This is a genomic window from Nocardia vaccinii NBRC 15922 (assembly GCF_001613305.1).
Lineage (GTDB): Bacteria > Actinomycetota > Actinomycetes > Mycobacteriales > Mycobacteriaceae > Nocardia > Nocardia vaccinii.
Genome location: NZ_BDCC01000012.1, coordinates 187,280 through 211,234, shown reverse-complemented (window position 1 = coordinate 211,234; position 23,955 = coordinate 187,280). Strand labels below are relative to the sequence as shown.

At 67.5% G+C, this 23,955-nt stretch carries 19 protein-coding genes; 10 read left to right on the top strand and 9 right to left on the bottom strand.

Annotated elements, in window-relative coordinates; all coding sequences use genetic code 11:
* Nucleotides 1-12 precede the first annotated feature (12 nt).
* On the bottom strand, nt 13-1,149 hold the full coding sequence (locus NV1_RS09545) for a phosphotransferase family protein (RefSeq protein ID WP_067888062.1): 1,137 nt from the start codon (nt 1,147-1,149) through the stop codon (nt 13-15).
* A 282-nt stretch (nt 1,150-1,431) separates the two neighbouring features.
* Between NV1_RS09545 and NV1_RS09540 the strand changes: the two genes are divergently transcribed.
* From NV1_RS09540 to NV1_RS09510, 7 genes are all read left to right on the top strand, one after another.
* Nucleotides 1,432-2,784 carry a DoxX family protein gene (locus NV1_RS09540; RefSeq protein WP_245713627.1) on the top strand — a complete coding sequence of 451 codons (1,353 nt, stop codon included), beginning with the start codon at nt 1,432-1,434 and terminating at the stop codon, nt 2,782-2,784.
* Between the two features lie 122 nt (nt 2,785-2,906).
* A complete protein-coding gene (locus NV1_RS09535) occupies nt 2,907-3,314 on the top strand; it encodes a PPOX class F420-dependent oxidoreductase (RefSeq protein WP_067888857.1) in 408 nt (135 codons plus the stop codon).
* Between the two features lie 64 nt (nt 3,315-3,378).
* Nucleotides 3,379-4,644: a uroporphyrinogen-III C-methyltransferase gene (cobA, locus tag NV1_RS09530; RefSeq protein WP_067888059.1), complete on the top strand. Its 1,266-nt coding sequence runs from the start codon at nt 3,379-3,381 to the stop codon at nt 4,642-4,644.
* Between the two features lie 394 nt (nt 4,645-5,038).
* A complete protein-coding gene (locus NV1_RS09525; protein WP_245713626.1) occupies nt 5,039-5,632 on the top strand; it encodes a hypothetical protein in 594 nt (197 codons plus the stop codon).
* A gap of 302 nt (nt 5,633-5,934) precedes the next feature.
* On the top strand, nt 5,935-7,392 hold the full coding sequence (locus tag NV1_RS09520; protein ID WP_067888054.1) for an aldehyde dehydrogenase family protein: 1,458 nt from the start codon (nt 5,935-5,937) through the stop codon (nt 7,390-7,392).
* A 224-nt stretch (nt 7,393-7,616) separates the two neighbouring features.
* Nucleotides 7,617-9,065 carry an MFS transporter gene (locus tag NV1_RS09515; RefSeq protein WP_245713625.1) on the top strand — a complete coding sequence of 483 codons (1,449 nt, stop codon included), beginning with the start codon at nt 7,617-7,619 and terminating at the stop codon, nt 9,063-9,065.
* 463 nt (nt 9,066-9,528) lie between these two features.
* Nucleotides 9,529-10,233 carry a Uma2 family endonuclease gene (locus NV1_RS09510; RefSeq protein WP_169813307.1) on the top strand — a complete coding sequence of 235 codons (705 nt, stop codon included), beginning with the start codon at nt 9,529-9,531 and terminating at the stop codon, nt 10,231-10,233.
* Nucleotides 10,234-10,251: 18 nt separating this feature from the next.
* On the opposite strand, the gene NV1_RS09505 is transcribed toward NV1_RS09510, so the two are convergent.
* The 3 genes from NV1_RS09505 to NV1_RS09495 form a co-directional block, all read right to left on the bottom strand.
* Nucleotides 10,252-11,247, bottom strand: coding sequence for an SMP-30/gluconolactonase/LRE family protein (locus tag NV1_RS09505; RefSeq protein WP_245713624.1), 996 nt, complete (start codon nt 11,245-11,247; stop codon nt 10,252-10,254).
* Between the two features lie 222 nt (nt 11,248-11,469).
* Nucleotides 11,470-12,897 (bottom strand): aspartate aminotransferase family protein, encoded by a 1,428-nt coding sequence (locus NV1_RS09500; RefSeq protein WP_067888046.1) that lies wholly within the window; start codon nt 12,895-12,897, stop codon nt 11,470-11,472.
* A gap of 24 nt (nt 12,898-12,921) precedes the next feature.
* Nucleotides 12,922-14,412 (bottom strand): CoA-acylating methylmalonate-semialdehyde dehydrogenase, encoded by a 1,491-nt coding sequence (locus NV1_RS09495; RefSeq protein WP_067888042.1) that lies wholly within the window; start codon nt 14,410-14,412, stop codon nt 12,922-12,924.
* Nucleotides 14,413-14,521: 109 nt separating this feature from the next.
* Here NV1_RS09495 and NV1_RS09490 point away from each other — a divergent pair, with 109 nt between their 5' ends.
* Nucleotides 14,522-16,123, top strand: coding sequence for a PucR family transcriptional regulator (locus NV1_RS09490; protein ID WP_067888851.1), 1,602 nt, complete (start codon nt 14,522-14,524; stop codon nt 16,121-16,123).
* A 136-nt stretch (nt 16,124-16,259) separates the two neighbouring features.
* Nucleotides 16,260-16,691, top strand: a complete 432-nt coding sequence (locus NV1_RS09485; RefSeq protein ID WP_067888848.1) for a nucleoside deaminase — start codon at nt 16,260-16,262, stop codon at nt 16,689-16,691.
* Between the two features lie 420 nt (nt 16,692-17,111).
* On the opposite strand, the gene NV1_RS09480 is transcribed toward NV1_RS09485, so the two are convergent.
* From NV1_RS09480 to yaaA, 3 genes are all read right to left on the bottom strand, one after another.
* Entirely contained in the window at nt 17,112-17,843 is a 732-nt protein-coding gene (locus NV1_RS09480; RefSeq protein ID WP_067888845.1) for a DUF7873 family protein, read from the bottom strand.
* 169 nt (nt 17,844-18,012) lie between these two features.
* The gene (locus NV1_RS09475) at nt 18,013-19,446 is read right to left on the bottom strand and encodes a three-helix bundle dimerization domain-containing protein (protein ID WP_245713623.1); all 1,434 of its coding nucleotides are present in this window, start codon (nt 19,444-19,446) and stop codon (nt 18,013-18,015) included.
* A gap of 207 nt (nt 19,447-19,653) precedes the next feature.
* Nucleotides 19,654-20,397 (bottom strand): peroxide stress protein YaaA, encoded by a 744-nt coding sequence (yaaA, locus tag NV1_RS09470; protein WP_067888039.1) that lies wholly within the window; start codon nt 20,395-20,397, stop codon nt 19,654-19,656.
* A gap of 91 nt (nt 20,398-20,488) precedes the next feature.
* Here yaaA and NV1_RS09465 point away from each other — a divergent pair, with 91 nt between their 5' ends.
* Nucleotides 20,489-22,246: a proline--tRNA ligase gene (locus tag NV1_RS09465; protein WP_067888037.1), complete on the top strand. Its 1,758-nt coding sequence runs from the start codon at nt 20,489-20,491 to the stop codon at nt 22,244-22,246.
* 345 nt (nt 22,247-22,591) lie between these two features.
* Here NV1_RS09465 and NV1_RS09460 read toward each other — a convergent pair whose 3' ends face one another.
* Together NV1_RS09460 and NV1_RS09455 are read right to left on the bottom strand one after the other, a co-directional pair.
* A complete protein-coding gene (locus NV1_RS09460) occupies nt 22,592-23,026 on the bottom strand; it encodes a ferritin-like domain-containing protein (RefSeq protein WP_067888034.1) in 435 nt (144 codons plus the stop codon).
* Between the two features lie 195 nt (nt 23,027-23,221).
* Nucleotides 23,222-23,776, bottom strand: coding sequence for a hypothetical protein (locus NV1_RS09455; protein ID WP_245713622.1), 555 nt, complete (start codon nt 23,774-23,776; stop codon nt 23,222-23,224).
* Nucleotides 23,777-23,955 lie beyond the last annotated feature (179 nt).

Here is a 23,955-nt window from a genome sequence, read left to right as displayed (position 1 = left end):
GATCCCATGCTGTCAGTCCCATTCGTAGGTGCCGTCGAGCAGAGCCTCGAGACTCTTGCGGTGCATCACGTAGTCGTCCCGGTCGGGTGTGTCGGTGTCCTCGCCGAAGTGGATCATCCGGCGTTTGACCCGGGCCATCACCACCCCGTGCCGCAATGCGGCGTAGACCAGGTAGAAGTCCAGGTCCCGCAGGCGATATCCGGTGGCCTGCTCGTACAGCGCGACCACATCCTCCCGGCGCAGGAAATCCGGCAGTCCCGGCTGACCGAACTGCGTCGCCAGGTCCTGGAAGAACCGGTGGATGAAGATCACCCACGCCACGTCGAGCTCGCGTGGGCCCAGTGCGGCCATTTCCCAGTCCAGCACCGCGACCGGATCGAACTCTCGGTAGATGATGTTGCCCGGTCGCGAATCGCCCCAGCTGAGCACGTCGGCGCCCGGATTCTGCGGCCAGTGCCGCTCGAGCCAGTCGAATGCCCGCTCCAGCAGCGGGATCGCGTATCCGTCCTCGGCCAGGGCCCAGCGGTACCAGGATCGGGTGGCATCCACGTGCCGGCGCAGCGAGTCGCCGGGTTCGACCAACGCCGGGAATCTCGCCGCCGGATCGGCGATGGCGTGGATATCGGCGATGATGCCGATGGTGTTGCGGGTCAGCAGCATTCGCTGCTCCGCGGTGGCATCGAACAGCCAGCCGATGAATACGTACGGCGGATTGTCCTCGGGGATGCGGCCGTCCACGCGCGTCATGACGAAAAACGGTGCACCGAGCACGGATTCGTCCGCCTCGAACCAGCACAGCGGCGGCACGGGCACCGAACTGTGTTCACCGACTGCGGCCATCACCCCGTATTGCCGTGCCAGGTCGTAGGTTTCGAAAACCGGGAAGGAATCGTCCTCCGGCGCCATCCGGGCCACGTAGGAGCCGCCGATCGTCTTCCCGTCCACCTGCCAGGAGGCGTCGAACAAGACCGACGAACTCGACATGCCCCCCGCCTGCGGTCGGCGCAGATCGGTGAGCGCCGGTGTGCCGTCGCAGCCGACCTTGTCGCCCAGCCAGCCGGTCAGGCGTTCGGCGAGGTCGTCGAGATCCCGGGCGCTGGTGGTGAGCTGTCGCCGCTGTTCGGGATCTGGATCGGAATCGTCCGACATGATCGGGACCTCCTGGCTGCTGGAAATGCCTGCGTGCCGTGTCGCGATCCGGTTCGGGCGCGGCGGCACGATGGAGGGAATGTAACGCGTTCTAGTCGCTGCGCGTGGTGGAATCCGTAGCCCTTTTTCGCCGGTACCGATGACCGGGATGGGTGGTTGCCGTCGTCGGGGGTGGCCTGCTGAGCGTGTCGCCGCGGGATGTATCAAGAGAGCCGGAATATTCGTGGGGAGTGTCCGGCGGGAATCGGTTTCGGTTGCGTGGGTTCGATCGGGAGGGCGAGCATGAGCGACGGTGTCCAGGAGCGGGACGATGTATCGGAGATCCGGCCGGAGCGGGGTGATTCGACGGCATGGAACCCGTTCACCCGCATCGCCTTCCGGTTCTTTCTGATCTACGCCGGATTGTTGTGCCTGACGATCCCGCAGATCACGACCGTATTCGCGGGCTGGTTCCGCACCTGGTTGCCGCAGCGGTCGGCGACCGGTCCGGAAAAGTGGCTCGAACCGGCGCTCGGCTGGTTGGGGCGCACGGTGTTCGGTGCGAGCGATGTGCGGCTCTACCCGAATGGAAGCGGTGATCAGGCGATCTACTGGGTGCAGGTCTTCGGCCTGCTGGTCGTGACGCTCGTCGCGACGACGGTGTGGTCGCTGCTGGACCGGCGTCGGCTCGAATACCGCACGCTCGCGGGCTGGGCGCTGCTGGTGCTGCCGCTGTTCCTGGGCGGGCAGATGCTCTTCTACGGATTCGTCAAACTGATTCCGACGCAGATGCGCGCACCGTCCCTGAGCACGCTGCTCGAACCGTACGGGCATTTCACCCCGATGGCGGTGCTGTGGAATCAGGTGGGATCGTCCCATCCGTACGAGATGTCGCTCGGACTGGCCGAGGTGCTGGCCGGGCTGATGCTGTACATCCCGCGTACCGCGGTGCTGGGCGCGATGCTGAGCGTGGTGGACATGGCCCAGGTGTTCCTGCTGAACCTGACGTTCGACGTGCCGGTCAAGATTCTGTCCGGACATCTGCTGCTGCTGAGCCTGATCCTGCTCGCACCGGAGGCTCGGCGGCTGGTCGCCGTGCTGCTGCTCGGCCGCGCCGCCGGACCTTCGACCGCGCCCTATCCGTTCCACACACCACGGGCCCGGCGGACAGCGGCACTGGTTCAGGTCCTCCTGGCAGTCTGGGTGGTCATCGGTCTGTGCCACATGCAGTGGCTGAACTGGCACCTGTACGGCACCGGCCGGCCGAAGCCTGCGCTGTACGGCATATGGACGGTCACGCGGTTCACCCGGGACGGACAGGATGTGCCGCCGCTGGTCACCGACGGGGACCGCTGGTACCGGGTCATCTTCGACCATCCCGGCACGTTCGAGTTCCAGCATATGGACGGCACCCTGGACAGCCTGCCCGCGACGGTCGATCCGGCGGCGCACCGGATCACGATTACGACTGTGCCGGGCCGGACCGGCCCCACGGGCGTTCTGACCTTCCAGCAGCCTGTGTCCGACCGTGCGGTGCTGACCGGTGAACTGAATCTCCACCGGGTGACCATTTCGCTCGAACACTTCGATGCCGACCGATTGCCGTTGCGCAGCACCGGTTTCCACTGGGTCCAGAACAATCCGCGCCACCCCTAGTGCCTCGACTCGACGTCGGGCCCGGCCCGCCCGGATGTCCCGGCCATGATTCGGCCGGTTCGACCCGAAGACGGCGCGGGTGCGCGGGAATTCCGTTGCGGCGCGCGGGGTTCGCATTCGGTATGACAGCCGAGTTCTCCGAAAATCTGAAAAAACTCCTGGACGACACCGCCGTTTTCGCGACGCTGGCGACCGTCGGTCGCAACGGGCAGCCGCACCTCACCGTGATCTGGCTCGAACGTGACGGCGACGAGTTGGTCTACTCCACCACCGTCGATCGGCAGCAGTACAAGAACGTCGCGCGCGATCCGCGCGTGACGGTGATGATCGTGCCGCCGGGTGATCCGTACGTCTACGCGGAGATCCGCGGCAGCGTCACCGTGACCCCCGATACCGCCCGCGAGCTGCCGGATCGGTTGTCGCACAAGTACACCGGCAAGCCCTACGCCGAGTTCAACCCGGCTTCGGTGAACGACGGCGAGCGCGTGATCGTGCGCGTCACCCCGACGGCGGTGCGTGGACGTCTCTGAACGGCGCCGGGCGGGTCGTGGGTGGTTGCCGGGGGCGAACGCGCGGCCCGTAGGCTCGAAACTTGTGCCGAACACGCAGGACGACCAGCAAACAGGTGACCCGAACTATGTCGTCGGGCTCGATCTCGTGGGCCGCCGCGTCGTCGTCGTGGGCGGCGGCTCGGTGGCCCAGCGTCGGCTGGGGCTGCTGATCGCCTCCGGCGCCGACGTGCGGGTGATCAGCCGGACCGTGACCCCGGCCGTCGAGGGGATGGCCGCCTCGGGGCAGATCGAGGTCGAATTGCGCGATTACGCAGCGGGCGATCTCGACGGCGCGTGGTACGCCGTCGCCTGTACCGACGAGCCCGAGACCAATGCCGCGATCGTCGCCGAGGCGACCGAACGGCGCATCTTCTGCGTGCGCGCCGATAACGCCCGGCTGGGTACGGCGGTCACTCCGGCCACCGCCCGATACGACGGCATGACCCTGGGTGTCCTGGCCGGTGGTCGGCATCGTCGTTCGGCCGCGGTGCGCAACGCCCTGCTCGAGGCGCTGCAATCCGGTGTGGTGACCGGCGATTCCGAACCGGCCGCACCCGGCGTGGCACTCGTGGGCGGCGGACCCGGCGACCCGGATTTGATCACCGTGCGCGGACGGCGATTGCTGGCGCGGGCGAATCTCGTTGTCGCCGACCGGCTCGCACCGCCGGAACTGCTCGCCGAACTCGCCCCCGATGTCGAGGTGATCGATGCGGCGAAGATCCCGTACGGGCGCTCCATGGCCCAGGAGGCCATCAACACCGCACTCGTCGAGGGCGCCAAGGCCGGGAAGTTCGTCGTGCGGCTCAAGGGCGGTGACCCGTACGTATTCGGGCGCGGCTACGAAGAACTCGAGGCGTGCGTGGCCGCGGGCGTTCCGGTGACGGTCGTTCCCGGTGTCACCAGCGCCATCTCCGTGCCCGCACTGGCCGGGATCCCGGTCACCCATCGCGGGGTCACCCATGAGTTCGTGGTGGTCAGCGGGCATATCGCGCCCGATCACCCGGACTCGCTGGTGGATTGGCCCGCGCTGGCCCGGCTGCGCGGAACGCTGGTCCTGCTGATGGCGGTCGAGCGGATCGAAAAGTTCGCGGCCGCACTTCTGGACGGTGGACGTCCCGCCGACACGCCCGTCACGGTCGTCCAGGAGGGCAGCCTGCGCACCGAGCGCGTGCTGCGCGCGGATCTGTCCACCGTGGCCGAACGCGTACGCGCCGAGGGCATCCGGCCGCCCGCGATCATCGTCATCGGCCCGACCGCCGGGTTCGATGCCGCGATCCCGGATTCCGCGCGGACCGCGGCAGCCGAATAATCGTCGCCGAGTGTCCCGGCAGGCCACGGGATTTCGGCTGTGAACAGCGGTTATATCCCGCGATTACCGGGGTTGCCGCGGTTCCCGGAGTGGGATTGTACGATCACCTTTCCATGTGACGTGGATCACATATCAACTTGCGCCAGACTTGCCACAACTCGAGGTAACCGGGTTACTGTGTGATCGGTAGATTCCCCCGTGGAGCAATGCGGCGCTACGGTCACCAGCCCTGATCTGTCGCATGCTCTCCGGTGCGATCCCGGCGTCGCGAGTGGCCGTCACCCTCGGGTGGAGGCTCATCGCCTCCGCCGGTTGTCGTTACGGCGGGGTGCTGCGTAGTGGCCCAGCCGAAGGACCTGCCGCGATCTTCACGTTCGAGAAGCGGGATGGAAATATGGCTGTACGATCTGTCGATCCCATTGACCGAGGTATCTGGGAGGTTGCCCGCTGGCGGGCTCATGTACGAAGGCATCCGTTGCGCTACCACCTGGTGGTCATCGCGCCGACCGTCGCGGAAGTGGTGCGGTGTGCGGGCGGATGGGTTTTCGATCGGACGAGTGCGGGCTGGGAGGTGACCGCCCTGGTCGCCGAGTGCTCGAACGTTCGCTCACTCGGAATTCTCGGCGCGACGGTGCTGGATCTGGAGCAGGCCCTGACCGTCCTCGAGCGTGATATGCACCCGAACGCGGTGGCGGTGGCCTCGCAGACGTATCTGTCCGATGATCGTGTGCGCGACGGCGTGCACGAATACCTCGATGGCCGGCCTGTCGAGGTCGCGCTGTGGGGGGACGGACTGCCCGCGGAACTGGACGAGCGGATCGAGCCGGTATCCCGTCGAATGAGCAACGCGGCGCGGGTGTTCAAGACGTGCGCGCTGGCCGCGGCGGGCTTACCGGGCGATTCGGCCGAGCTGACCGAGGCGTTCCGCACTCGTGAGCTGCCGCCGCCGAGCTGTCGGTACGACGGAGATCTCGTCTCCGCCAAGTGAATTCGCGGTCTTATCCCGCAATGTCCTTGTGCCCGTGTCGAAATGGCGTTCGCGCTGTCCGGGCCGGGTGCGTGATGGGCCGCGCGAGCCGATAGCCCCGGCACTGCCGTGCCGGGGCTATCGGCGTGCGTAATCCATTGGTGCCGAGAGCATTCGGCATTCTTGCCTGAAGCCGGCCAGGTCCCTCTCGGGGGCCGCGAGAGTGGAGGTGAGTGGTCGCAGCATGCTGACGCATGCCACTGAGAAATGTTATTCTCGCGATCGAGAATCAAACTTCCATTTTTCAAGAGTGAGGTACCGCGATGACGTTGCAGTCGGTATTGGACGATCTACGCAAGTTGCCCGGAACGGGTGAGGTCATTCCGGTCATCGACCCGGCGACCGAGGAGCCGATCACCGAATTCACCGACTGCGGGCCGGAGGCCGTCGACGAGGCGGTGAAGCGGGCGCGGGCATCGTTCGAATCGGGTGTCTGGCACACCATGCCGGGCCGTGAGCGCGCGAAGATCATGTGGCGCATCGCCGATCTGATGGATCACTACGCCGAGGATCTGGCCCAGCTCGACTCGCTCAATACGGGTATGCCGCTGGCGCAGGCGCAGATGATCGTGCCCACCTGCGCGGAATTCTTCCGTTACTACGCGGGGTGGTGCACCAAGGTCAACGGCACCGCACACGAGGTGCAGATGACCGGCGGCGTATCCGGCGCGTATGCCGATATGCACGCCTACACGCTCAAGGAGCCGTACGGCGTCGTCGGGCTGATCTTCCCGTGGAACGGTCCGGTGTTCAACGCGTGCGCCAAGATCGCCCCGGCGCTGGCCGCGGGGTGCAGCAGCATCGTCAAACCCGCCGAGGAGACGCCGCTGTCGGCCCTGCTGCTGGACCGCATCATCGCCGAAGCGGGGGTGCCCGAGGGGGTGGTCAACCTGCTCAACGGTTTCGGTCACACCGCGGGCGCGGCGCTGACCGCGCACCCGGACGTGGAGAAGATCGCCTTCACCGGTTCGACCGAGGTCGGCAAGGAGATCGTGCGGGCCTCGGCCGGCAATCTCAAGAAGGTCATGCTCGAACTCGGCGGGAAATCACCGGTGCTGATCTACGACGATGCCGATCTGGACATGGCCATCATGATGGCGGCGATGGGGATCTTCGTGCACTCCGGTCAGGGGTGCGTCTGCGGATCGCGGATCTTCGTGCAGCGCGGGGTGTACGAGCGCGTCGTGGAGGGCATCGCGACGGTCGCGAACAACCTGAAGCTGGGCGGGCCCAAGGAGGAGGGGGCCATGATCAGCCCGCTCATCAGCGCCAAACAGCTCACCCGCGTGATGGGCTACATCGAAGAGGGCAAGCGGGACGGCGTCGAGGTCGTCACCGGCGGACACCGGCTGGACCGGCCCGGCTATTTCGTGCATCCGACCGTGCTGACCAATGTCGACCCCGCCACCAGCCGGTTGTACCAGGAGGAGATCTTCGGACCGGTGGTGACGATCCTGCCGTTCGACGACGATGACGAGGCCGTGGCCCTGGCCAACGACACCACCTACGGCCTGGCCGCGACCGCCTGGACGACCAATCTGGGTCGCGCCCACCGCATCGCCAAGCGCCTGCAGGCGGGCACGGTCACCCTGAACTGTCAGCTGGTCTTCGACCACGGGGTGCCGTTCGGCGGTTACAAGCAGTCCGGTTGGGGCCACGAATTCGGTCGTGAGGGTATCGAGGCGTATCTGCAGACCAAGTCGGTCTGGGCCCAGCTGTAGTGGATTCCCCCGGCGGTCCGTCCCTTTCGTGGTGGATAGGGGCGGGCCGCCGACAGGTATGGAGTTGCGGGTTGTGTGCGGGCGGCGCCGAGCGCCGGGGATGCTGGAGGAATGGCGGTCGAAGGTGGCCCGTGCGGCCCGAACCGGCTCGTTTTTGACCCGGCCGGGATCGGTTACAGTGGCTCACTGTGCCAGATAACCCCGCTGCGACAATGGACTCTCCGATGACCCAGCGGGCTTTCGGGCTGCCGATTCTGGTGCTCAGCGGGCTGAATCTGATGGTGATCCTGGACGGGACCATCGTGATCCTCGCGCTGCCGCGTCTGCAGGAGCAGATGGGGCTGTCGAGTTCGGGCAGTGCCTGGACGGTGACCGCGTACGGCCTGACCTTCGCCGGCCTCATGCTGCTGGGCGGACGCATCGGTGATCTGTTCGGGCGCAAGCGAGTGCTGATGATCGGCGTCGCGGTGTTCACCCTGTCCTCGCTGGTGTGCGGGTTGGCGCAGGACGAGGTCATGCTCATACTCGCCCGCGGCGTCCAGGGGATCGGTGGTGCCATCGCGGCGCCGTCGGCGATGGCCCTGGTGGTGAGCACCTATGCGCCCGGTCCGGTGCGTACCCGCGCCATCGCGATCTTCGCCTCCATGCAGGCCATCGGTTCGGTCGGCGGATTGGTGATCGGCGGCGCGCTCACCCAGTTGAACTGGCGGCTCGTCTTCCTGATCAACGTTCCGATCGGCATCCTGATCGTGCTCGGCGCGATTTTCGTGCTTCGCGACACCGCTCATCACCGGCTGGCGCTGGACGTGCCCGGTTCGGTACTCGGGACGGCGGCGTGCGCTGCGGTCGTGCTCGGCGCCACCGAGGGACCCAACTGGGGGTGGACCAGTCCGGTGATCCTCGGCTCGCTGATCGCGGGGGCCGTACTGCTCGTGGCCTTCATCGCGGTGGAACGGTATGCGGACAATCCGGTGCTGCCGCTGTCGCTGTTCAAGAATCGCGACCGGTCGGTGACATTCGTGGCGCTGTTGCTCGGGTCCGGTGTGCTGGGCGGGATGACCTACTTCGTCGCGCAGTTCCTGCAGAATGTCGTGGGCTACAGCCCGCTGGTCGCGGGGGTGGCCTCGATTCCGTTCACCCTCGGCGCCGGGGTCGGCACGGCGGTGGCGTCCAAGGCGGTCGTCATGGTCAAGCCGCGATGGTTGCTGGTGTTGGCTGGTGTGTTCCTCGCCGCCGCGGGCGTCTACGGATCGACGCTGGACGGGGGTGTCCAATACTGGCCGACGTTGCTGATCCTGTTGCTGGGGGCGGGTTTCGGCGTCGGATTGGTGATCGTCACCGGACCGCTGTGCCTACTGGTCGGTGTGCCGGTGGCCGAGGTCGGCCCGCTCTCGGCGATCGGCCAGATGATCTTCAGCCTGGGCACCCCGCTGTCGGTCGGCATCCTGACCCCCATCGCCGCCTCCCGCACCCTGTCCATGGGGGGACGTACCGGACGTGCGGCGGGAATGACCGCGGCCCAGATCGAAGCGCTCGGCAGCGGCTACACCCTGGTACTGCTCATCTGCGGCTTCGGTGCTCTGATCGTGGGCCTGATCGGCTTCACCCTGCGCTACACCCCGCGCCAGCTCGCGCTCGCTCAGGACGCGGAGAAGGAATCGCAGCAGTTCTGATCACGCGCTGATGACCGGGCGCCGCGCCCGCTTCCTGTGATTGCCCTCGAATCCGGTGGTGGACAGCGTATTTCGCCCTGATGTGGTCGAGCGGTGGTGAATGCCGCACCCTGTTCGCCGGGCGCACTCGATTCATGATGGCGGACAGAATGGTTCGCCGTGCGCGGTATGCGTGCAGGTGGGGTGGTCGATGGCGTCGCGCTGGTTTCGGGTGGACGCATTCGGCGATGGTGACGGACACGGGGAGTTCGTCGCGTGGGGTTGAGGTCGGCGGCTCGCACCGGCGGTCGGTGGCGGCTGTCGCACTGGTTGCCGTTGGATGCACTCGCTTTATGGTGGGGTACAGGGAAATTCGTCGTCCAAGGGGTGCGGCTGCGGGTTTGTGCTGGTGGGGAGCGGCTGCGCGTGATTAGGGTGGGGCGGGTCGGGGGAGTGGGCCCTCGCGTAGGGGATGGAGGGGAATATGTCCGTGGGGATGACCGGTGGGTTCGGCGAGCGGCCGGAGGTCGGGCGGGGCGGGTGGTCTTGTGCGCAGGTGAGTGCGCTGGATCTACCGTACGACTGGGAGTTGGTGGAGGGGGAGGTCGTCGTGCGCGGGCGAATCGGGTACCGGCACAGGCTCATTCGTGATGCATTGGTGCGGGCGCTGGGGTCCGCGCGGCGGGCTCCGTACGCGATCCGTCCCGACCAGCGCATGGTGCTCGGCGAGTGCAGTGCCCTGAGACCGGACGTCGTGGTGGTCGACGAGTCGGCCGTCGAGATGTATGCCGCCGAGGGGATTCCGGCGGCCGCGGCGGTGCTCGTGGTCGAGATCGTCTCGGGCGATTCCGGAGGAGACGATTGGTACCGCACCCCGCGGGTGTACGCCGCGGCGGGGATCGCCAATTTCTGGCGGGTCGAGCGCGGGCAGGACGATCGCCCGATCGTCTATCAGTATTGGCTCGATCAGGAATCGCGCGAATATGTTCCGGCGCCCACTCCGATCCACAGCGGCACGTTGTCCACCGCCGTGCCGTTCCCGGTGCGGCTCGACCTCTCGGCGATCTACACACCCCGGCCGGGCGGCAGGACCTCGCGCGAATCGAGTGGTTGCGGGCTGGCGGCGATGTCGCCGCGGCGCGGCGGTGGGTACCGGGGCCCGGTCGAGCCGGTCACGACCGGGCGGTGAGCGCGAATGTCGATGCGGTCAGGGAGCGAGCCGGACCACGGCGATCGCGGGCTCGGCGAGGGTGCCCAAGTACAGGGTGCCGTCTTGTTCGGCGACCCCGGTGACCATCGCGTAGCGATCTCCCTCGCGTTGCAGGTCGTGAACGAGCGTGCCGTCGAAGCCGTAGGCCTGTACCCAGGCGGTGCGCACGGGTTTGGGCTGCATACCGGCTGGTATCGCCCAAATCAGTTTGCGCAGTATGCCGGGCAGCGGAAGAAGCATGTCCAGCAACGGATTTCGCGGTGTGACCAGGGCGACCCAGACCAATCCGTCGCTGCCCAGGCCCATATTGTCGGGAAGCCCGGGCAGATTCTCGATCAGATGGTCCGAGGTGCCGGCCTTCGGGCCGGACAGGTGGTACCGCGTGATGCGATAGGCCGCGGTCTCGGCGACCAGAAGGTGCGAGCGGTCCGGGGCGAGCACCACACCATTGGCGAATTGCAGTCCGTCCAAAAGGGTTTCGACCCGGCCGTCGGGCGTGCGGCGAAACAGTCGTCCGGTGCCGGAATGTTCGAAGAAATCGCCCAGATAGTCGTCGAACGAGTATCGGCGGGTGGAGGCGGAGAAGTAGATCGTGCCGTCCTCATCGGCGACGACATTGCTGGTGAAGTTGAGCCGGTCCCCGTCCACCTCGTCCACCAAGACCTCGAGCGTTCCGTGCGGTGCGCTCAACCGGAGCAGCCCGCGCTCGGAATCGCAGATCAGCAGGGAACCGTCGGGGTCGGCGTGCAGTCCCAGCGGTCGTCCGCCGGTGTCGGCGATCTGCTCCACCGCGCCGTCGCGAGGATCGACCAGCAGGATCGCGCCGCCGCTGATCCCGGTCACGATCCGGCCGTCCGGCGCGAGCACCACGTCCTCGGGAACGGCGCCCGGCAGGTCGAGCAATCGCGGTTCGGGCATCGGCGGCACGCTGTGGCTCTCGCGGGCGCGCGGGGTGGCCTTCGGCGGCGTCCAACGTTGGGGTCGAAGGGGCATGGCCGAACCGTACCGTTCCGGTGCCGGCCCGCGGTGCGTTTCCTCCGAGAGTTTGCTCGACGGTGGAACGATCAGGGGATCTCACCCGCCGCCGGGTATCGCTACGGCCGGTGTCTCATCCGCGGTTCGGCGACTGCGGATTGCGTACATGGCCCCGACAACGGAATTGGTGCGGGGAATCGCGTTGGTCGGCGGTGCGGGAGTCGGGTGCTCGCGTGGAACTCAGGCGGCGTGTACGTCGGCCAGGGTGAGCGCATCGTCCAGGATCGCCAGTCCTTCCTTCGCCTCGGCCTCGCTGATCGTGCACGGCGGCACGATATGCAGGCGGTTGGCGTTCACGGCCAGCAGGAGTCCGGCCGCGCGGCAGGCCGCGTCCACTTCGCGCATCACGGTGGCGGTGCCGCCGAGGGGCGCCAGCGGTTCGCGGGTCCGCATGTCTCGGACCAGTTCCAGGGCCCAGAACACGCCGAGACCGCGCACCTCGCCGATACAGCGATGCCGCTCGGCCAGCTCGCCCAGCTCGGGGCCGAGCACACGCTCGCCGATCTCGGCGGCATTCTCGACGATGCGTTCCTCGGCCATCGCCGTGATCGTCGCCACAGCCGCTGCGGTGGCCAGCGGATGTCCGGAGTAGGTCAGCCCACCGGGGTACGCCCGGTCGTCGAAGGTCGCCGCGATATGGGGTGCGATCGCTACGCCGCCCAGCGGAACATATCCGGAGTTGACCCCCTTGGCGAAGGTGAGCAGATCGGGCACGACAGCGCGGAATTCCGTAGTGGTGGAGGGGAATTCGGCGGCATGCTCGATTGCGAACCATCGCCCCGTGCGCCCGAAACCGGACATCACCTCGTCGGCGATGAAAACGATGCCGTAGCGATCGCACAATGCGCGGACGCCGGCCAGATATCCGGGCGGCGGCACCATGATCCCCGCGGTGCCCGGGACCGACTCCAGGATGATCGCCGCGATCGTCTCGGATCCTTCCAGCACAATGGTCTGCTCGAGGTGTTCGAGCGCGCGCTCACACTCCTGCGCATCGGATTCCGCGTGGAACTGCGAGCGGTACCGGAACGGGCCGTGGAAGTGCACCACTCCGGCGGCGCCGCGATCATTCGGCCAGCGGCGCGGGTCGCCGGTCAGATTCACCGCCAGATCCGTTCCGCCGTGGTACGAGCGGTAGCGGGCCAGCACCTTGGTGCGGCCGGTGTGCAGCCGCGCCATCCGCACCGCGTGTTCGACCGCGTCGGCGCCGCCGTTGGTGAAGAAGATCTGTTTCAGCTCGCCCGGGGTCCGCTCGGCGATGAGCCGGGCGGCCTCCGATCGCGCCGCGTTGACGTGCTGCGGCGCGATCGTGCACAGCTTGGCTGCCTGTTCCTGAACGGCCGCAACCACTTTCGGATGTTGGTGGCCGATGTTGGTGTTCACCAGCTGCGAGGAGAAGTCCAGCAGGCGGCGGCCCGCACCGTCCCAGACATAGCAACCCTGCGCGGCGCTGATCGTCATCGGATCGAGCCGTCGCTGGGCCGACCAGGAGTGAAAGACGTGCCTGCGGTCCAGTTCGTAGGCGCGCTCGGCCTCGGCACGGGCGGCGGTGACGCTCAGGCCGTTGGGCAGCGGCGTGTCCGGGATCGGTGTGGTGCTCTGCGCCATCGTCCGGAATTCCCCTCTCCGTGGTCAGCTGTTCTGTGGGAAGCCGAGGTTCAGACCTCCGTGGCTGGGGTCGAGCCAACGGGAGGTGATGGCCTTCGTGCGGGTGTAGAAGTGCACGCCGTCCGTTCCGTGCGCATGGGAGTCGCCGAACAGCGAGGCCTTCCAGCCGCCGAAGCTGTAGTAGGCCATGGGCACCGGGATCGGCACGTTGATCCCGATCATGCCGACCTCGACCTCGTTGTGGAAACGCCGCGCCGCGCCGCCGTCGTTGGTGAAGATAGCGGTGCCGTTGCCGTACGGGTTCGCATTGATCAGCGCCAGCGCCTCCTCGTAGGTCGCGACGCGAACCACCGAGAGGACGGGCCCGAAGATTTCGTCGGTGTAGACGCTCATTCCCGGGCCGACGTGGTCGAGCAGGGTCGGTCCCAGCCAGAATCCGTCCGCACCGCCGTCCGGCCGCACATCTCTTCCGTCGAGCGCCACCGTGGCGCCCTCCGATTCCCCGGCGGTGATGTAGGCGGCGACCTTGTCCCGGTGCGCCCTGGTCACCAGCGGCCCCATATCGCTGTCACGGGTGCCGTCACCGGTCTTGATCGTCTTGGCGCGCTGGGTGATTCGCGCGATCAGGTCGTCGGCGATCTCGCCGACGGCCACCAGGACGCTGATCGCCATACAACGTTCACCGGCAGAGCCGAATCCGGCGTTGACCGCGGCGTCGGCGGCCAGATCCAGATCGGCATCGGGCAGCACCACCATGTGGTTCTTGGCCCCGCCCAGGGCCTGCACCCGTTTCCCGGCGGCGGTGCCGCGCTCGTAGACGTAGCGGGCGATCGGCGTGGAGCCCACGAAGGACACCGCCTTGATCGCCGGATTGTCCAGCAGTTCGTCGACGGCGGTCTTATCGCCCTGGACCACGTTGAACACTCCATCGGGCAGGCCCGCCTCGGCCCACAGTCGCGCGAGCCACAGCGCCGCCGAGGGATCCTTCTCGCTCGGCTTGAGCACCACGGTATTGCCCGCGGCGATGGCGACCGGGAAGAACCACATCGGCACCATGGCCGGGAAGTTGAACGGCGAGATGATCGCCACCGGGCCCAGCGGCTGATGGATCGAGAAGATGTCGACCTTGGTGGAGGCGTTCTCGGTGAACCCGCCCTTGAGCAGATGGGGTATGCCGCAGGCGAATTCGACGACCTCGAGACCGCGGGTCACCTCGCCGAGCGCATCGGAGAGGACCTTGCCATGTTCGGCGGTGATGATCGCGGCCAGATCCTGCTTGCGCTCGTTGAGCAGTTCGCGGAAGCGGAACAGCACTTGGACCCGCCGGGTGAGCGAGGTGTCGCGCCATGCCGGGAACGTCGCGGCGGCCGCCTCGATCGCCACCCGGACATCGGCGGTATCGGCCAGCGCGACCTGTCCGCTGACCTCGCCGGTGGCGGGATTGGTCACCGGCGCGGTCGCCTCGCTGGTTCCGGCGAACGGTTTGCCGTCGACCCAATGCGCGATGGTGTGCATATCTCTCCTCGAATCCGGACCGGACTGATGCTTCCACTGTGTCCCGCCGCGGCCGGAGTGACGCCCGACGAAATGTCGGCTTCGAGCCCGGATGTATTACGATTCGTCGGTGCTGCCCACTGTCGCCGAAATTCTCGACATGCCCGTGGTCCGGGGCGGCGAACCTCGGGTGATCGGCGGCGCGCAGGGCCTGGACCGGCCGGTGCGCTGGGTGCACGTCAGCGAGACCGCGGATCTGGCCACTCTCGTCTCGGGTGGGGAACTCATCCTGACCACCGGCCAGCCGCTGGCCTACGGGGCCCCGGCTACGGGCGCCTACCTGGAATCACTGTCCGCGGCCGGGGTGGCGGGTCTGGTCGTGGAACTGGGCCGGTACGTCGCCGAACTGCCCACCTTCGTCGCGACCGTCGCCGATCGGCTCGGGCTGCCGGTGATCTCGCTGCGCCGGATCACTCGGTTCGTGGAGGTCACCGAGGCGGTGCATCGGATGATCGTGGCCGATCAGTATGCCGAACTGGAATTCGCCCAGTCGGTGCACGAAACCTTCACCACCCTCAGCGTGCGCCGCGCTTCACTCGAGGAGATCGTGAAAACCGCTGCGACCCTGCTGGATTCGTCGGTGGTCCTGGAGGATCTGGCGCACCGGGTGCTGGCGGTGTCGGCGCGGCGCACCTCGGCCGCGGCGCTGCTGGAGAACTGGGAGACCACTTCGCGCATGCTGCCCGACGATGCGGACAGCGCCGTCCCGGTCGGCCCGCACACCCAGCGTTGGGGGCGGCTGCTGCTGCGTTCGGAGAGCATCCCCTCGGCCCGGGCGCGGATGGTCCTGGAGCGGGCCGCGCAGACGCTCACCTTGCACCGGATGATCGAGAAGGATCGGTTCGGGCTGCATCGGCAGGCGCAGACCGGCCTCATCGAGGATATGGTCGCCGGTCGCGTGATCGACGAGCAGGAAGCGGTGGCCCGCGCCGCGACACTGGGCCTGGCCCGTCGTGCTCGCTACGTACCGGTCTCGGTCCGGGTGGCCGCAGTGAGCGAGCCGGATCCGGTGGCCCGGCAGCGGCGTGCGGCCACACTGCTGGACGCGGCCGGCCACGGCGTGGCGCTGAGCCGGGCAACCGCCCTGAGTGCGGCGGAGGAACAACAGCTGACCCTCATCCTGGGGCTCGGCCGGGACGGCGAGCTGGACCCCCGGCTGGAACAGATCTGTGCCGCACTGGCCGCGGAGCTGCGCCGCACCGACGGTGTACAGCGGATCGCGGTGGGTGTGGGCGCGGATTCGGAATCGCTGCTGGACGCCGCGCGCGAACTCGCACATGCCGCGCACGTCGCCGAGATCGCGCTGTCGCTGGAATCGACCGCGCCGCGCTCGTACTACCGCAGCGGCGATGTGCGACTGCGCGGGCTGCTGTCGCTGATCCGCAACGAACCCGGCGTCCAGCGTTTCGCCGAGACGGAGTTGAGCGCCCTGCTGCGCCACGACATTCGCCACCGCGGCGACCTCACCCCGACGTTGCGGCGGTTCCTGGATCTGGCGGGCAACAAGACCGAACTCGCCCGGCGGCTGAACATCTCGCGCCCGGCCCTCTACGACCGCCTGGCCCGCATCGAGCGCATCCTCGGCGTGGATCTGGATGACGGTGAGATTCGCACCTCCCTGCACACCGCCCTGCTGATCCGTGACATGACCGCGGGGTCCGGCGGGGTATGACGTCAACCGCCGCCCTTTCACCGCTCGGCCGATCCGAGGTCTGATCGCTCAGCCGGATCGGACCTCTGCGTGCGAACTGCCGAACTGTGGTCGCGGCACGTAGGGCAGCATGAGTTCCATGATCACCGCCGAACGCATGCTGGACGTGGCCGTCGAACAAGCTCGGTTGGGGCTGTCGCAGGGCGGGATTCCGATCGGTGCCGCACTGTTCGACGCGCAGGGCAACGTCCTGGGCCGCGGACACAATCGGCGGGTACAGGACGATGATCCGAGCCTGCACGCAGAGACCGTCGCATTCCGTGATGCCGGGCGACGGCGGGACTATCGCGGCACCGTCATGGTGACCACGCTCTCGCCGTGCTGGTACTGCAGCGGCCTGGTGCGGCAGTTCGGCATCGGCGCGGTGATCGTCGGGGAGTCGCGGACCTTCACCGGCGGACTCGAGTGGCTCGCCGAAGCCGGGGTGTCGATCACGGTGCTCGATGATTCGCGCTGCGTGGACATGATGAGCCGCTTCATCGCCGAGCATCCGCAGCTGTGGTACGAGGACATCGGCGTGGCGAGGTAGCGAGCGCCGGAAGTTTTGGGGGCACCCGGCGGCTTTGCCATCCGCCGGGCGCCGTGTTGCCGCCATTTCGCACTCGGACAATGCGGGAACGGATCAGGTTCTCGGCGACGCGTCCTACCGTTGGACCACCTCCGCATGAGAGCGCGGAGAGCCGGAGATGAGCCGGCACCTCGTCGCGGTCGTCCGTTTCCCGCCTGCTCGAGTTCGGCGGCGAAATACTCAATCTGGAGCGAGAGTCTGAGATTGCCGCGGCTGCCTCTACCAATTGGGCTACCCGGGCCCGTGCCCGGGGCGGGGTTCGAACCCGCACTGATACCGCGAATCAGATTCATGTTCAGTTTGAGCTTTGCGCTCCTCGCGCTTCCCCCGCGATCACCGCGGGGGAATTCCGTGGGGATCCGGGCATTCCCGGACCCGGTACTAGCGGAACAGGTATCCGAACACGACCTCGCCGACCTTGCGGTCGGTCACCTCCGTCGCATTGGCCTCCTCGCGGGCGAACTGCACTGCCTGACGCAGCTTTTCGATCCGGTCGGCGAGCTCGTTGACGCGACGGGCGGGCAGTGCGCCGGAGAACTTGGTCGTCGTCCAGTACCCGATCGCGATGTCCTCGTAGTACACGTCGACCTGGGCCGGGTGCTTCTCGGTGGCCTCGGCCTTGACGTGGTTGCGCGGAACCTTCTTGGTGCGGATCGTACGCACCGCATCGGTCCGCCAGGTGTCCGAGGAGTCGTCGAACACCCACGCCTCGGCGGCGTCGAGCACCGGCAGCTTCTTGGCGAAGGCCAGCAGCTCGCCGAGCTGCTTCTCCAGGAACAGCAGATAGGTGACCGGGACGTCGCGCAGCAGCGTCTCGCCGTCGACGATCACATCGGCCGTGGCCTGGCAGTTGGTCCAGTCCTTGGTAGCGGTGACGTCGAACAGCCGGGTCAGGGTGTTGGCCGTGCGGCGCAGCACATCCTCCGACTTCAGCTGCACGCGAGTCGCTTCGGGCGGAAGCTGCTCACCCTCCTCGTCCTTGGGCTGATACGACCGCGAGATGCCGGCCAGCAGGGCGGGCTTGTGCAGCCCGGCCTGGACCTCGGCGAGTTCGCGCAGCGCTCCGCTCTTGACGCCCTTCTCCACCGCGATGATCTGATTGAGCTTGGTCATGGTGATGCCTCCCTCCGCACCGTTCTCGTACCGTGCAGCAGTCGTCGGAAAACCTTGTGCCACACCTGGAGTCATAACCGAGTGCGAGCGACGAACAGACGGTACGGGACTCGCCGGAAGGGCGCATCCGAATTATCGGGCCGTGCTCATCGGGCAGCGCGCTGACCGGTCAGTTGTAGGCCCGCGCCACACCGTCGAGCAGATGCTCCATGGTGTCGTAGCTGGGCGTATCGACCACATCGACCAGCTGGGGAGTGACCGGCACGTGGTATTCCGTTGTCACCGAGGCGAATTGGGCCGGATCGCCGGTGCGGAAACCGTGTTCGGCGGCCAACTGCTGTAGCTCGGGGTCGGTGGACAGCAGCTTGCCGAGACGATCGCCGTTGGCGTTCAGCGGTACCAGGGTGTGCCGGGACAGCACCGTCGGCGACGGGTACATCAGCACCATGTCCGGGGTGATCCGGCCGGCCACCGACGCCTCCACGTACTGCGCCTCGTAGATCAGCACCATGGGCGTCGGGCCCATGCCGCCGGACAGGTACTCGTCGAACGGGCCCTTACTGGAATTGTCCGAATAACCCTGGCCGACAAAGAGTTTCGAAACCTTTTGCACCGCGTTGTCCTCGGCCGTGGCGCCGCGCACGATCGTGTCGTCGTTGGCCACGTAACTCGCGATCGCAAGGTACATCGCGGCGGAGTTGGAGCTGCGCGGGTCGGTGGTGGAGACCAGGACGTTCTTCGGCACCTGATAGACGGTGTTGCCGGACAACTGATTCCACTGCGTCCCCGCACTCACCAGATCGAGATAGCGCTTCATGTCCAGGGTCGGCACCGGACCGGGCCGCACGACACCGGCCGCGGTGAGCAGATCCGCAATGGGTTTGAAGGTCGCGATCGCCATCGGCGAGGAGAAGGGCGTGTAGCGCGTAGTGATGTTGCGCTCGCGCAGAACCACTTCCGCCGCAGGAGTGCTCGACGGGAAGGCGAAGTCGTACTTGTTCAGATCCACCGACGTCGCGATCTGGCGCGACCCGGCCGACTCGACCTGCACCCGCAGCCCGTGCCGGGCCAGCTCGGCGATCACCTTCGGGTCGTTGAAGTAGGCGAGCTTTTCCGAGCCGATCACGCCGTGCAGGGTTGTCGTCGAAGATGTTGCGGCCGTGCTGGTTTGGTGTGATCCGCCGGTGCCGAAGGCGAGCGCCACCACGACCACCACGACGATCGCGGCGGCGACCGGGCCGATCAGATTGCGGCCGCGCCACGGCGGCGGCAGCAGATCCGTTGCCGCGGAACGCAATCGGTTCGCGATACCGGCTCCCGTGGGCCGCGGCGCATTCGATTCCGGCTCCGTCGCCGCGGACTCGGCGGTGGCCTCGGGTTCGCCGTCGAGCGTCCGGCGGGCGACCCGCTCGACCAGGATCGGAATGAAGTCGCGGATGGTGTGTCCGTCGAAGCGGCTGCGCGCGGCGCCGATCGCGGTATGGACGTCCTGCTCGGCATGGGTGTCCGTGTAGTCCGCGACCAGTCGATCGGTCAATTGCCGCAGTGCTTTGTCTTCGCGTTCGCGTGCGGCCTTGTCTTCACGTAGGGAATGGATACCCACGCCGAGCTCCTCGACATCACAGGGAATGAATGCGCGGCATTATCCGGTGCGTCCCGAAGACATTACGGCACGGACGCCTTCGTTCCCAAGCGGGACAATAAGTTACGCGGCAGTTGCTGCGGAAATGCCTGCACACTCTGGGATTTCGCGAAAATAGTTGCGTTTTCCGATGTGCCGCGTTCAATTTTGCGATACCGGAAATTCATCTCAGGTGAGCACGAGAAGTTCGGTGGAGGAGGCGATTTCGATACGCAATCCGGCTTTTTCGGCGATGTGTGCCAGACCCGCGATATCGGTGGGCTCGGCGCGACTGAGCACCAGCGCGCGGGCCAGCAGGCCCTTGTGATGCTTGTTGAAATGACTCACCACCGTGCGGCTGCCGTCCGGACGTTCGGTGAGGACGGCCGCGGTGACCGCACCGGGGACCCGGCCCAGCTGCTGATAGGTGCCCGAGCGCAGATCCACGACCAACTGCCCGGCGGTCTCCTCCCGCAACGCGGGCGTCAGCACCGGTTTCCACAGCGAGGCCAGCGTTGCCGATCCGGGCAGCTTGGAACCGCCCGAGAGGCGGTAGGCCGGAATCGGATCCCCCGCGCGCACCACGCCGAACAGGGCCGAGCCGATGGCCAGCCGGGCCCGCGCCTTCGCGCGCTGCGCGGGTGTGAACGCACGTGCGTCCAGTGCGTCGTAGAGCACTCCGGTGTACCGCTCGAGCGCGGGCCGCGTGGGCGAGGTGCGCAGCGCGGCGTTGCGGGCGATCTCCGCATCGGCGGCTTTGCCCAGGCCCAGGGCCGCGCGGGCGGCCGCGGGATCGGCGGCAAGTTCGACCAGTTCGGTGACCAGCTTGTCGCGCACGGCGGTGAGCTGCGGCAAGGACAGCTCGTCCAGGTCGAGCGGACCGAATTTTCCACCGTCGGACTTGGTTTCGGAGGGAGGCAGCAGCACCAGCACGAGCCGATACGGTACCGGCGCGAAGCGCCTGTGTGGGGAGGCGGTGGCTCGCCGATCCGAGTGCCGAGGCCACGGTCTACTCTTTGCATCCGTGATCACCCGTCTCTCGCACCTGTTCCTGCGCACCCTGCGTGACGATCCCGCCGACGCCGAGGTGCCCAGCCACAAGCTTCTGGTCCGCGCCGGATACGTCCGCCGGATCGCGCCGGGCGTCTACTCGTGGCTGCCGCTGGGGCTGCGGGTGCTGCGCAAGGTGGAGCAGGTGGTGCGCGAGGAGATGAACGGCATCGGCGCGCAGGAGATCTCGCTGCCCGCGCTGTTGCCGCGCGAGCCCTACGAGGCCACCAACCGCTGGACCGAATACGGTGACGCGCTGTTCCGTCTGCAGGATCGCAAGAAGGCCGATTATCTGCTCGGACCCACGCACGAGGAATTGTTCGCCCTCACGGTGAAGGGCGAGTACAACTCCTACAAGGATCTGCCCGTCACCCTGTACCAGATCCAGACCAAGTATCGCGACGAGGAGCGCCCCCGCGCGGGAATTCTGCGCGGCCGTGAATTCGTCATGAAGGACTCGTACTCGTTCGACCTGGACGAGCGGGGTCTGCAGGCCAGCTACGACGCCCACCGCCAGGCGTATCAGCGGATCTTCGACCGGCTCGGGGTCAGTTATGTGATCGTCGCGGCGACTTCCGGCGCGATGGGTGGCAGCGCTTCGGAGGAATTCCTGGCCGACAGCCCCGTCGGTGAGGACACCTATGTGATCTGCCGCGAATCGGGATATGCGGCGAATGTCGAGGCGGTCGTCACCCCTTCGCCCGCGGAGATTCCGCTGGCGGGTCAGGCGCCCGTGCAGGAGTACGACACCCCCGGCACGCCCACCATCGCCTCGCTGGTCGACTGGGCCAACGGCGCCGGGATCGCCGAGCGGTACGGCCGGCCGGTCACCGCCGCGGACACGTTGAAGAACGTCATGGTCAAGTTGCGTCACCCGGACGGCAAGACCGAGATCCTGGGCATCGGCGTGCCCGGGGACCGCGAGGTGGACGACAAGCGTCTGGGTGCGTCGCTCGAACCCGCCGAGGTCGAACTGCTCACCGAGGACGACTTCACCGCGAACCCGTTCCTGGTGAAGGGTTACATCGGCCCGAAGTCGCTGCAGGCCAACGGGGTTCGCTATCTGGTCGACCCGCGGGTGGTCACCGGAACCTCCTGGATCACCGGTGCGGACGCACCGGGACGCCATGTGGTCGGCCTGGTCGCCGGGCGCGATTTCACCCCCGACGGCACCATCGAGGCCGCCGAGGTACGTGACGGGGACCCCTCGCCCGACGGCCGCGGCACACTGGTGGCCGCGCGGGGTATCGAGATCGGGCACATCTTCCAGCTCGGCTACAAGTACACCGACACCTTCGAGGTCGACGTCCTCGGTGAGAACGGCAAACCGGTCCGGCTGATCATGGGCTCATACGGCATCGGCGTCTCGCGCATGGTCGCGGTGCTCGCGGAGCAGATGCACGACGACAAGGGCCTGCGCTGGCCGCGCGAGGTCGCGCCGTTCGACGTGCACGTGGTCATCGCCAACAAGGACGAGGGCGCCCGTTCCGGTGCGGAACAGGTTGCCGCCCAGTTGGATTCGGCCGGGCTCGAGGTCCTGCTCGACGACCGCACCGCATCCCCCGGAGTCAAGTTCAAGGACGCCGAACTACTCGGGATGCCCCTGGTCCTGGTCGTCGGCCGCGGCTGGGCCGACGGCAAGGTCGAACTCCGCGACCGTTTCGCCGGCACCGGCGACGAGATTCCGGCCGAGAGCGCTGTTCAGGCGGTCCTGGACAAGGTGCGCGGCTGATCTGACCGGAGGCGAGGCCTCGCGGGAAGACACCCGGGTCGCGTTCGAGTTCGGTCACTGCTCGGCGGATCGGGCCCGCCCGCCGCCGCGCACCGAGGCATTTACCGGTTCCCCTCCGACAGGGCTGAACCGGCAGGTCGAGGTGAGTCGGATATCGCTGCGGCGCGGAGCTTTCGACGCACGGTATGGGCGCGCGCCGAATCGCGGTCCGGTGCAATGGGCGACCTTTCCGCGAGTACCGGCGGGCAGGCTGCGCGCGCAGGGCGATGCGCGGCTACGCCCTCACCCTGGTGTGGGCGAACGTCATGCGGCAGGTGATCCGAGGACGTTCGCCCAGCTGGTTGCTCAGGCCCTGCCGGGAAAGGCCACCGTCGCCGGATTCGTGCCCAGAATCTTCTGCCAGGTGGCCAGGCGGACGGAACAGTCGGCCAGCGCTTGCGCGCCTGTGCGGCGCACGGCCGCGGACTCGGCGCGTTCGACGGCCGAACGCCAGGCGATCGCGGTATCGGTTTCGACCGTGACGGCGAATTTGGCCGCCGGGATCGGGTCGTTCACCGGGGACGGCGGCGGATAGGCGGCCGCAGGGCTCGGGACGGGCGCGCCGAGGGCCTCCAGGGCATCGATAGTGGCGTCGCGGCGGGCGCGATGGGCCGCGGTGAAGTCGACGATGATCCGGTTGCGGTCGGCGGCCGCGTAGGCCGAGATGACGCCGTAGGCGTAGACGGCGGCGTATTCGGCGTTGAGCGCATCGGTCAACGCCTGCTGATCGGCAGTCCCCATCAGGATCTCCCCTTGGATGCTCCGTCGTTCACGACGTCGACAGCCGCGATCGGAACGCCGCCAGAGTGGTTCTGGCCGTGGCAGAACGGGGCCACGTCAGTGTTGAGGTTGTAAGACAAGCGGATCGCCTCCTCCGGGTGGGTGGTTCGGTTGCGGTCTGAGTTGGAAATCTCCTGTCTTCAGGCAGGAGAACCGTCAAGTCAGCAGAACCTCCACGTGGGCGGCGCAGGACGCGCTGATCGATGCCAGCAACCCGGCGCGGTAGGCGGAATTCGCCGGTGCGGCGTCGGCGGCCGACTTCTGCGCCGCGGCCAGGCGGGTGCGCAGGGCGTCGAGGGTCGGCGGCGGCGACGGGGCCGCCGGAGGCGTGACCGGTGGGCTCGCCGACTTCGGTTTGGTGCCGTCGCCGTAGAGGCCGATGGCTCGATCGATCTCCGCGCGCAGGGCGTCGGCGTGGGCCGCGCGCTGGGTCGCGATGACGGTCAGTGCTGCGGCGCGATCGGGTGCGGTGGCCGCGGCGGCTTTCGCCCACACCGCATCGGTTCGAGCCGAAACCTCGTGCGGCAGTAGTGCATCCGGCTCGAGCGGTTTGTCCTTCGCGCAGGCCGCGGCGCTCAGCGACATGATCGCGAACGCACCACCGCCCGCGACGCGCAGCAACGCTCGGCGGTCGAGCGGGACGGAAATCCCCGCACCGGCGGTGGGCGGCGCGGAACTGCCCGGCGGATGGATGCGTTGACTGATCGGCACGCGTACATCGTGCCAGTGATCGTCCCGACCGGGGACGGCGGGCGCACCGCGGCCCGCGCTGTGCCGGCTCCTGCGGTTCGCCCGGCGAATTCTCCTCCGGTCCGGACGCGTTCGCTGCGCGGATTCGCGGCCGGATGGGCCGATCGGGGCGACCGGAGCCCGCGGCGGCCGCTGTGAGC

Coding starts and splice junctions, on each gene's coding strand:
- NV1_RS09545 (WP_067888062.1), bottom strand. CDS start 1,149: ATGTCGGACGATTCCGATCCAGATCCCGAACAGCGGCGACAGCTCACC.
- NV1_RS09540 (WP_245713627.1), top strand. CDS start 1,432: ATGAGCGACGGTGTCCAGGAGCGGGACGATGTATCGGAGATCCGGCCG.
- NV1_RS09535 (WP_067888857.1), top strand. CDS start 2,907: ATGACAGCCGAGTTCTCCGAAAATCTGAAAAAACTCCTGGACGACACC.
- NV1_RS09525 (WP_245713626.1), top strand. CDS start 5,039: ATGGCTGTACGATCTGTCGATCCCATTGACCGAGGTATCTGGGAGGTT.
- NV1_RS09520 (WP_067888054.1), top strand. CDS start 5,935: ATGACGTTGCAGTCGGTATTGGACGATCTACGCAAGTTGCCCGGAACG.
- NV1_RS09515 (WP_245713625.1), top strand. CDS start 7,617: ATGACCCAGCGGGCTTTCGGGCTGCCGATTCTGGTGCTCAGCGGGCTG.
- NV1_RS09510 (WP_169813307.1), top strand. CDS start 9,529: ATGTCCGTGGGGATGACCGGTGGGTTCGGCGAGCGGCCGGAGGTCGGG.
- NV1_RS09505 (WP_245713624.1), bottom strand. CDS start 11,247: ATGCCCCTTCGACCCCAACGTTGGACGCCGCCGAAGGCCACCCCGCGC.
- NV1_RS09500 (WP_067888046.1), bottom strand. CDS start 12,897: ATGGCGCAGAGCACCACACCGATCCCGGACACGCCGCTGCCCAACGGC.
- NV1_RS09495 (WP_067888042.1), bottom strand. CDS start 14,412: ATGCACACCATCGCGCATTGGGTCGACGGCAAACCGTTCGCCGGAACC.
- NV1_RS09485 (WP_067888848.1), top strand. CDS start 16,260: ATGCTGGACGTGGCCGTCGAACAAGCTCGGTTGGGGCTGTCGCAGGGC.
- NV1_RS09480 (WP_067888845.1), bottom strand. CDS start 17,843: ATGACCAAGCTCAATCAGATCATCGCGGTGGAGAAGGGCGTCAAGAGC.
- NV1_RS09460 (WP_067888034.1), bottom strand. CDS start 23,026: ATGGGGACTGCCGATCAGCAGGCGTTGACCGATGCGCTCAACGCCGAA.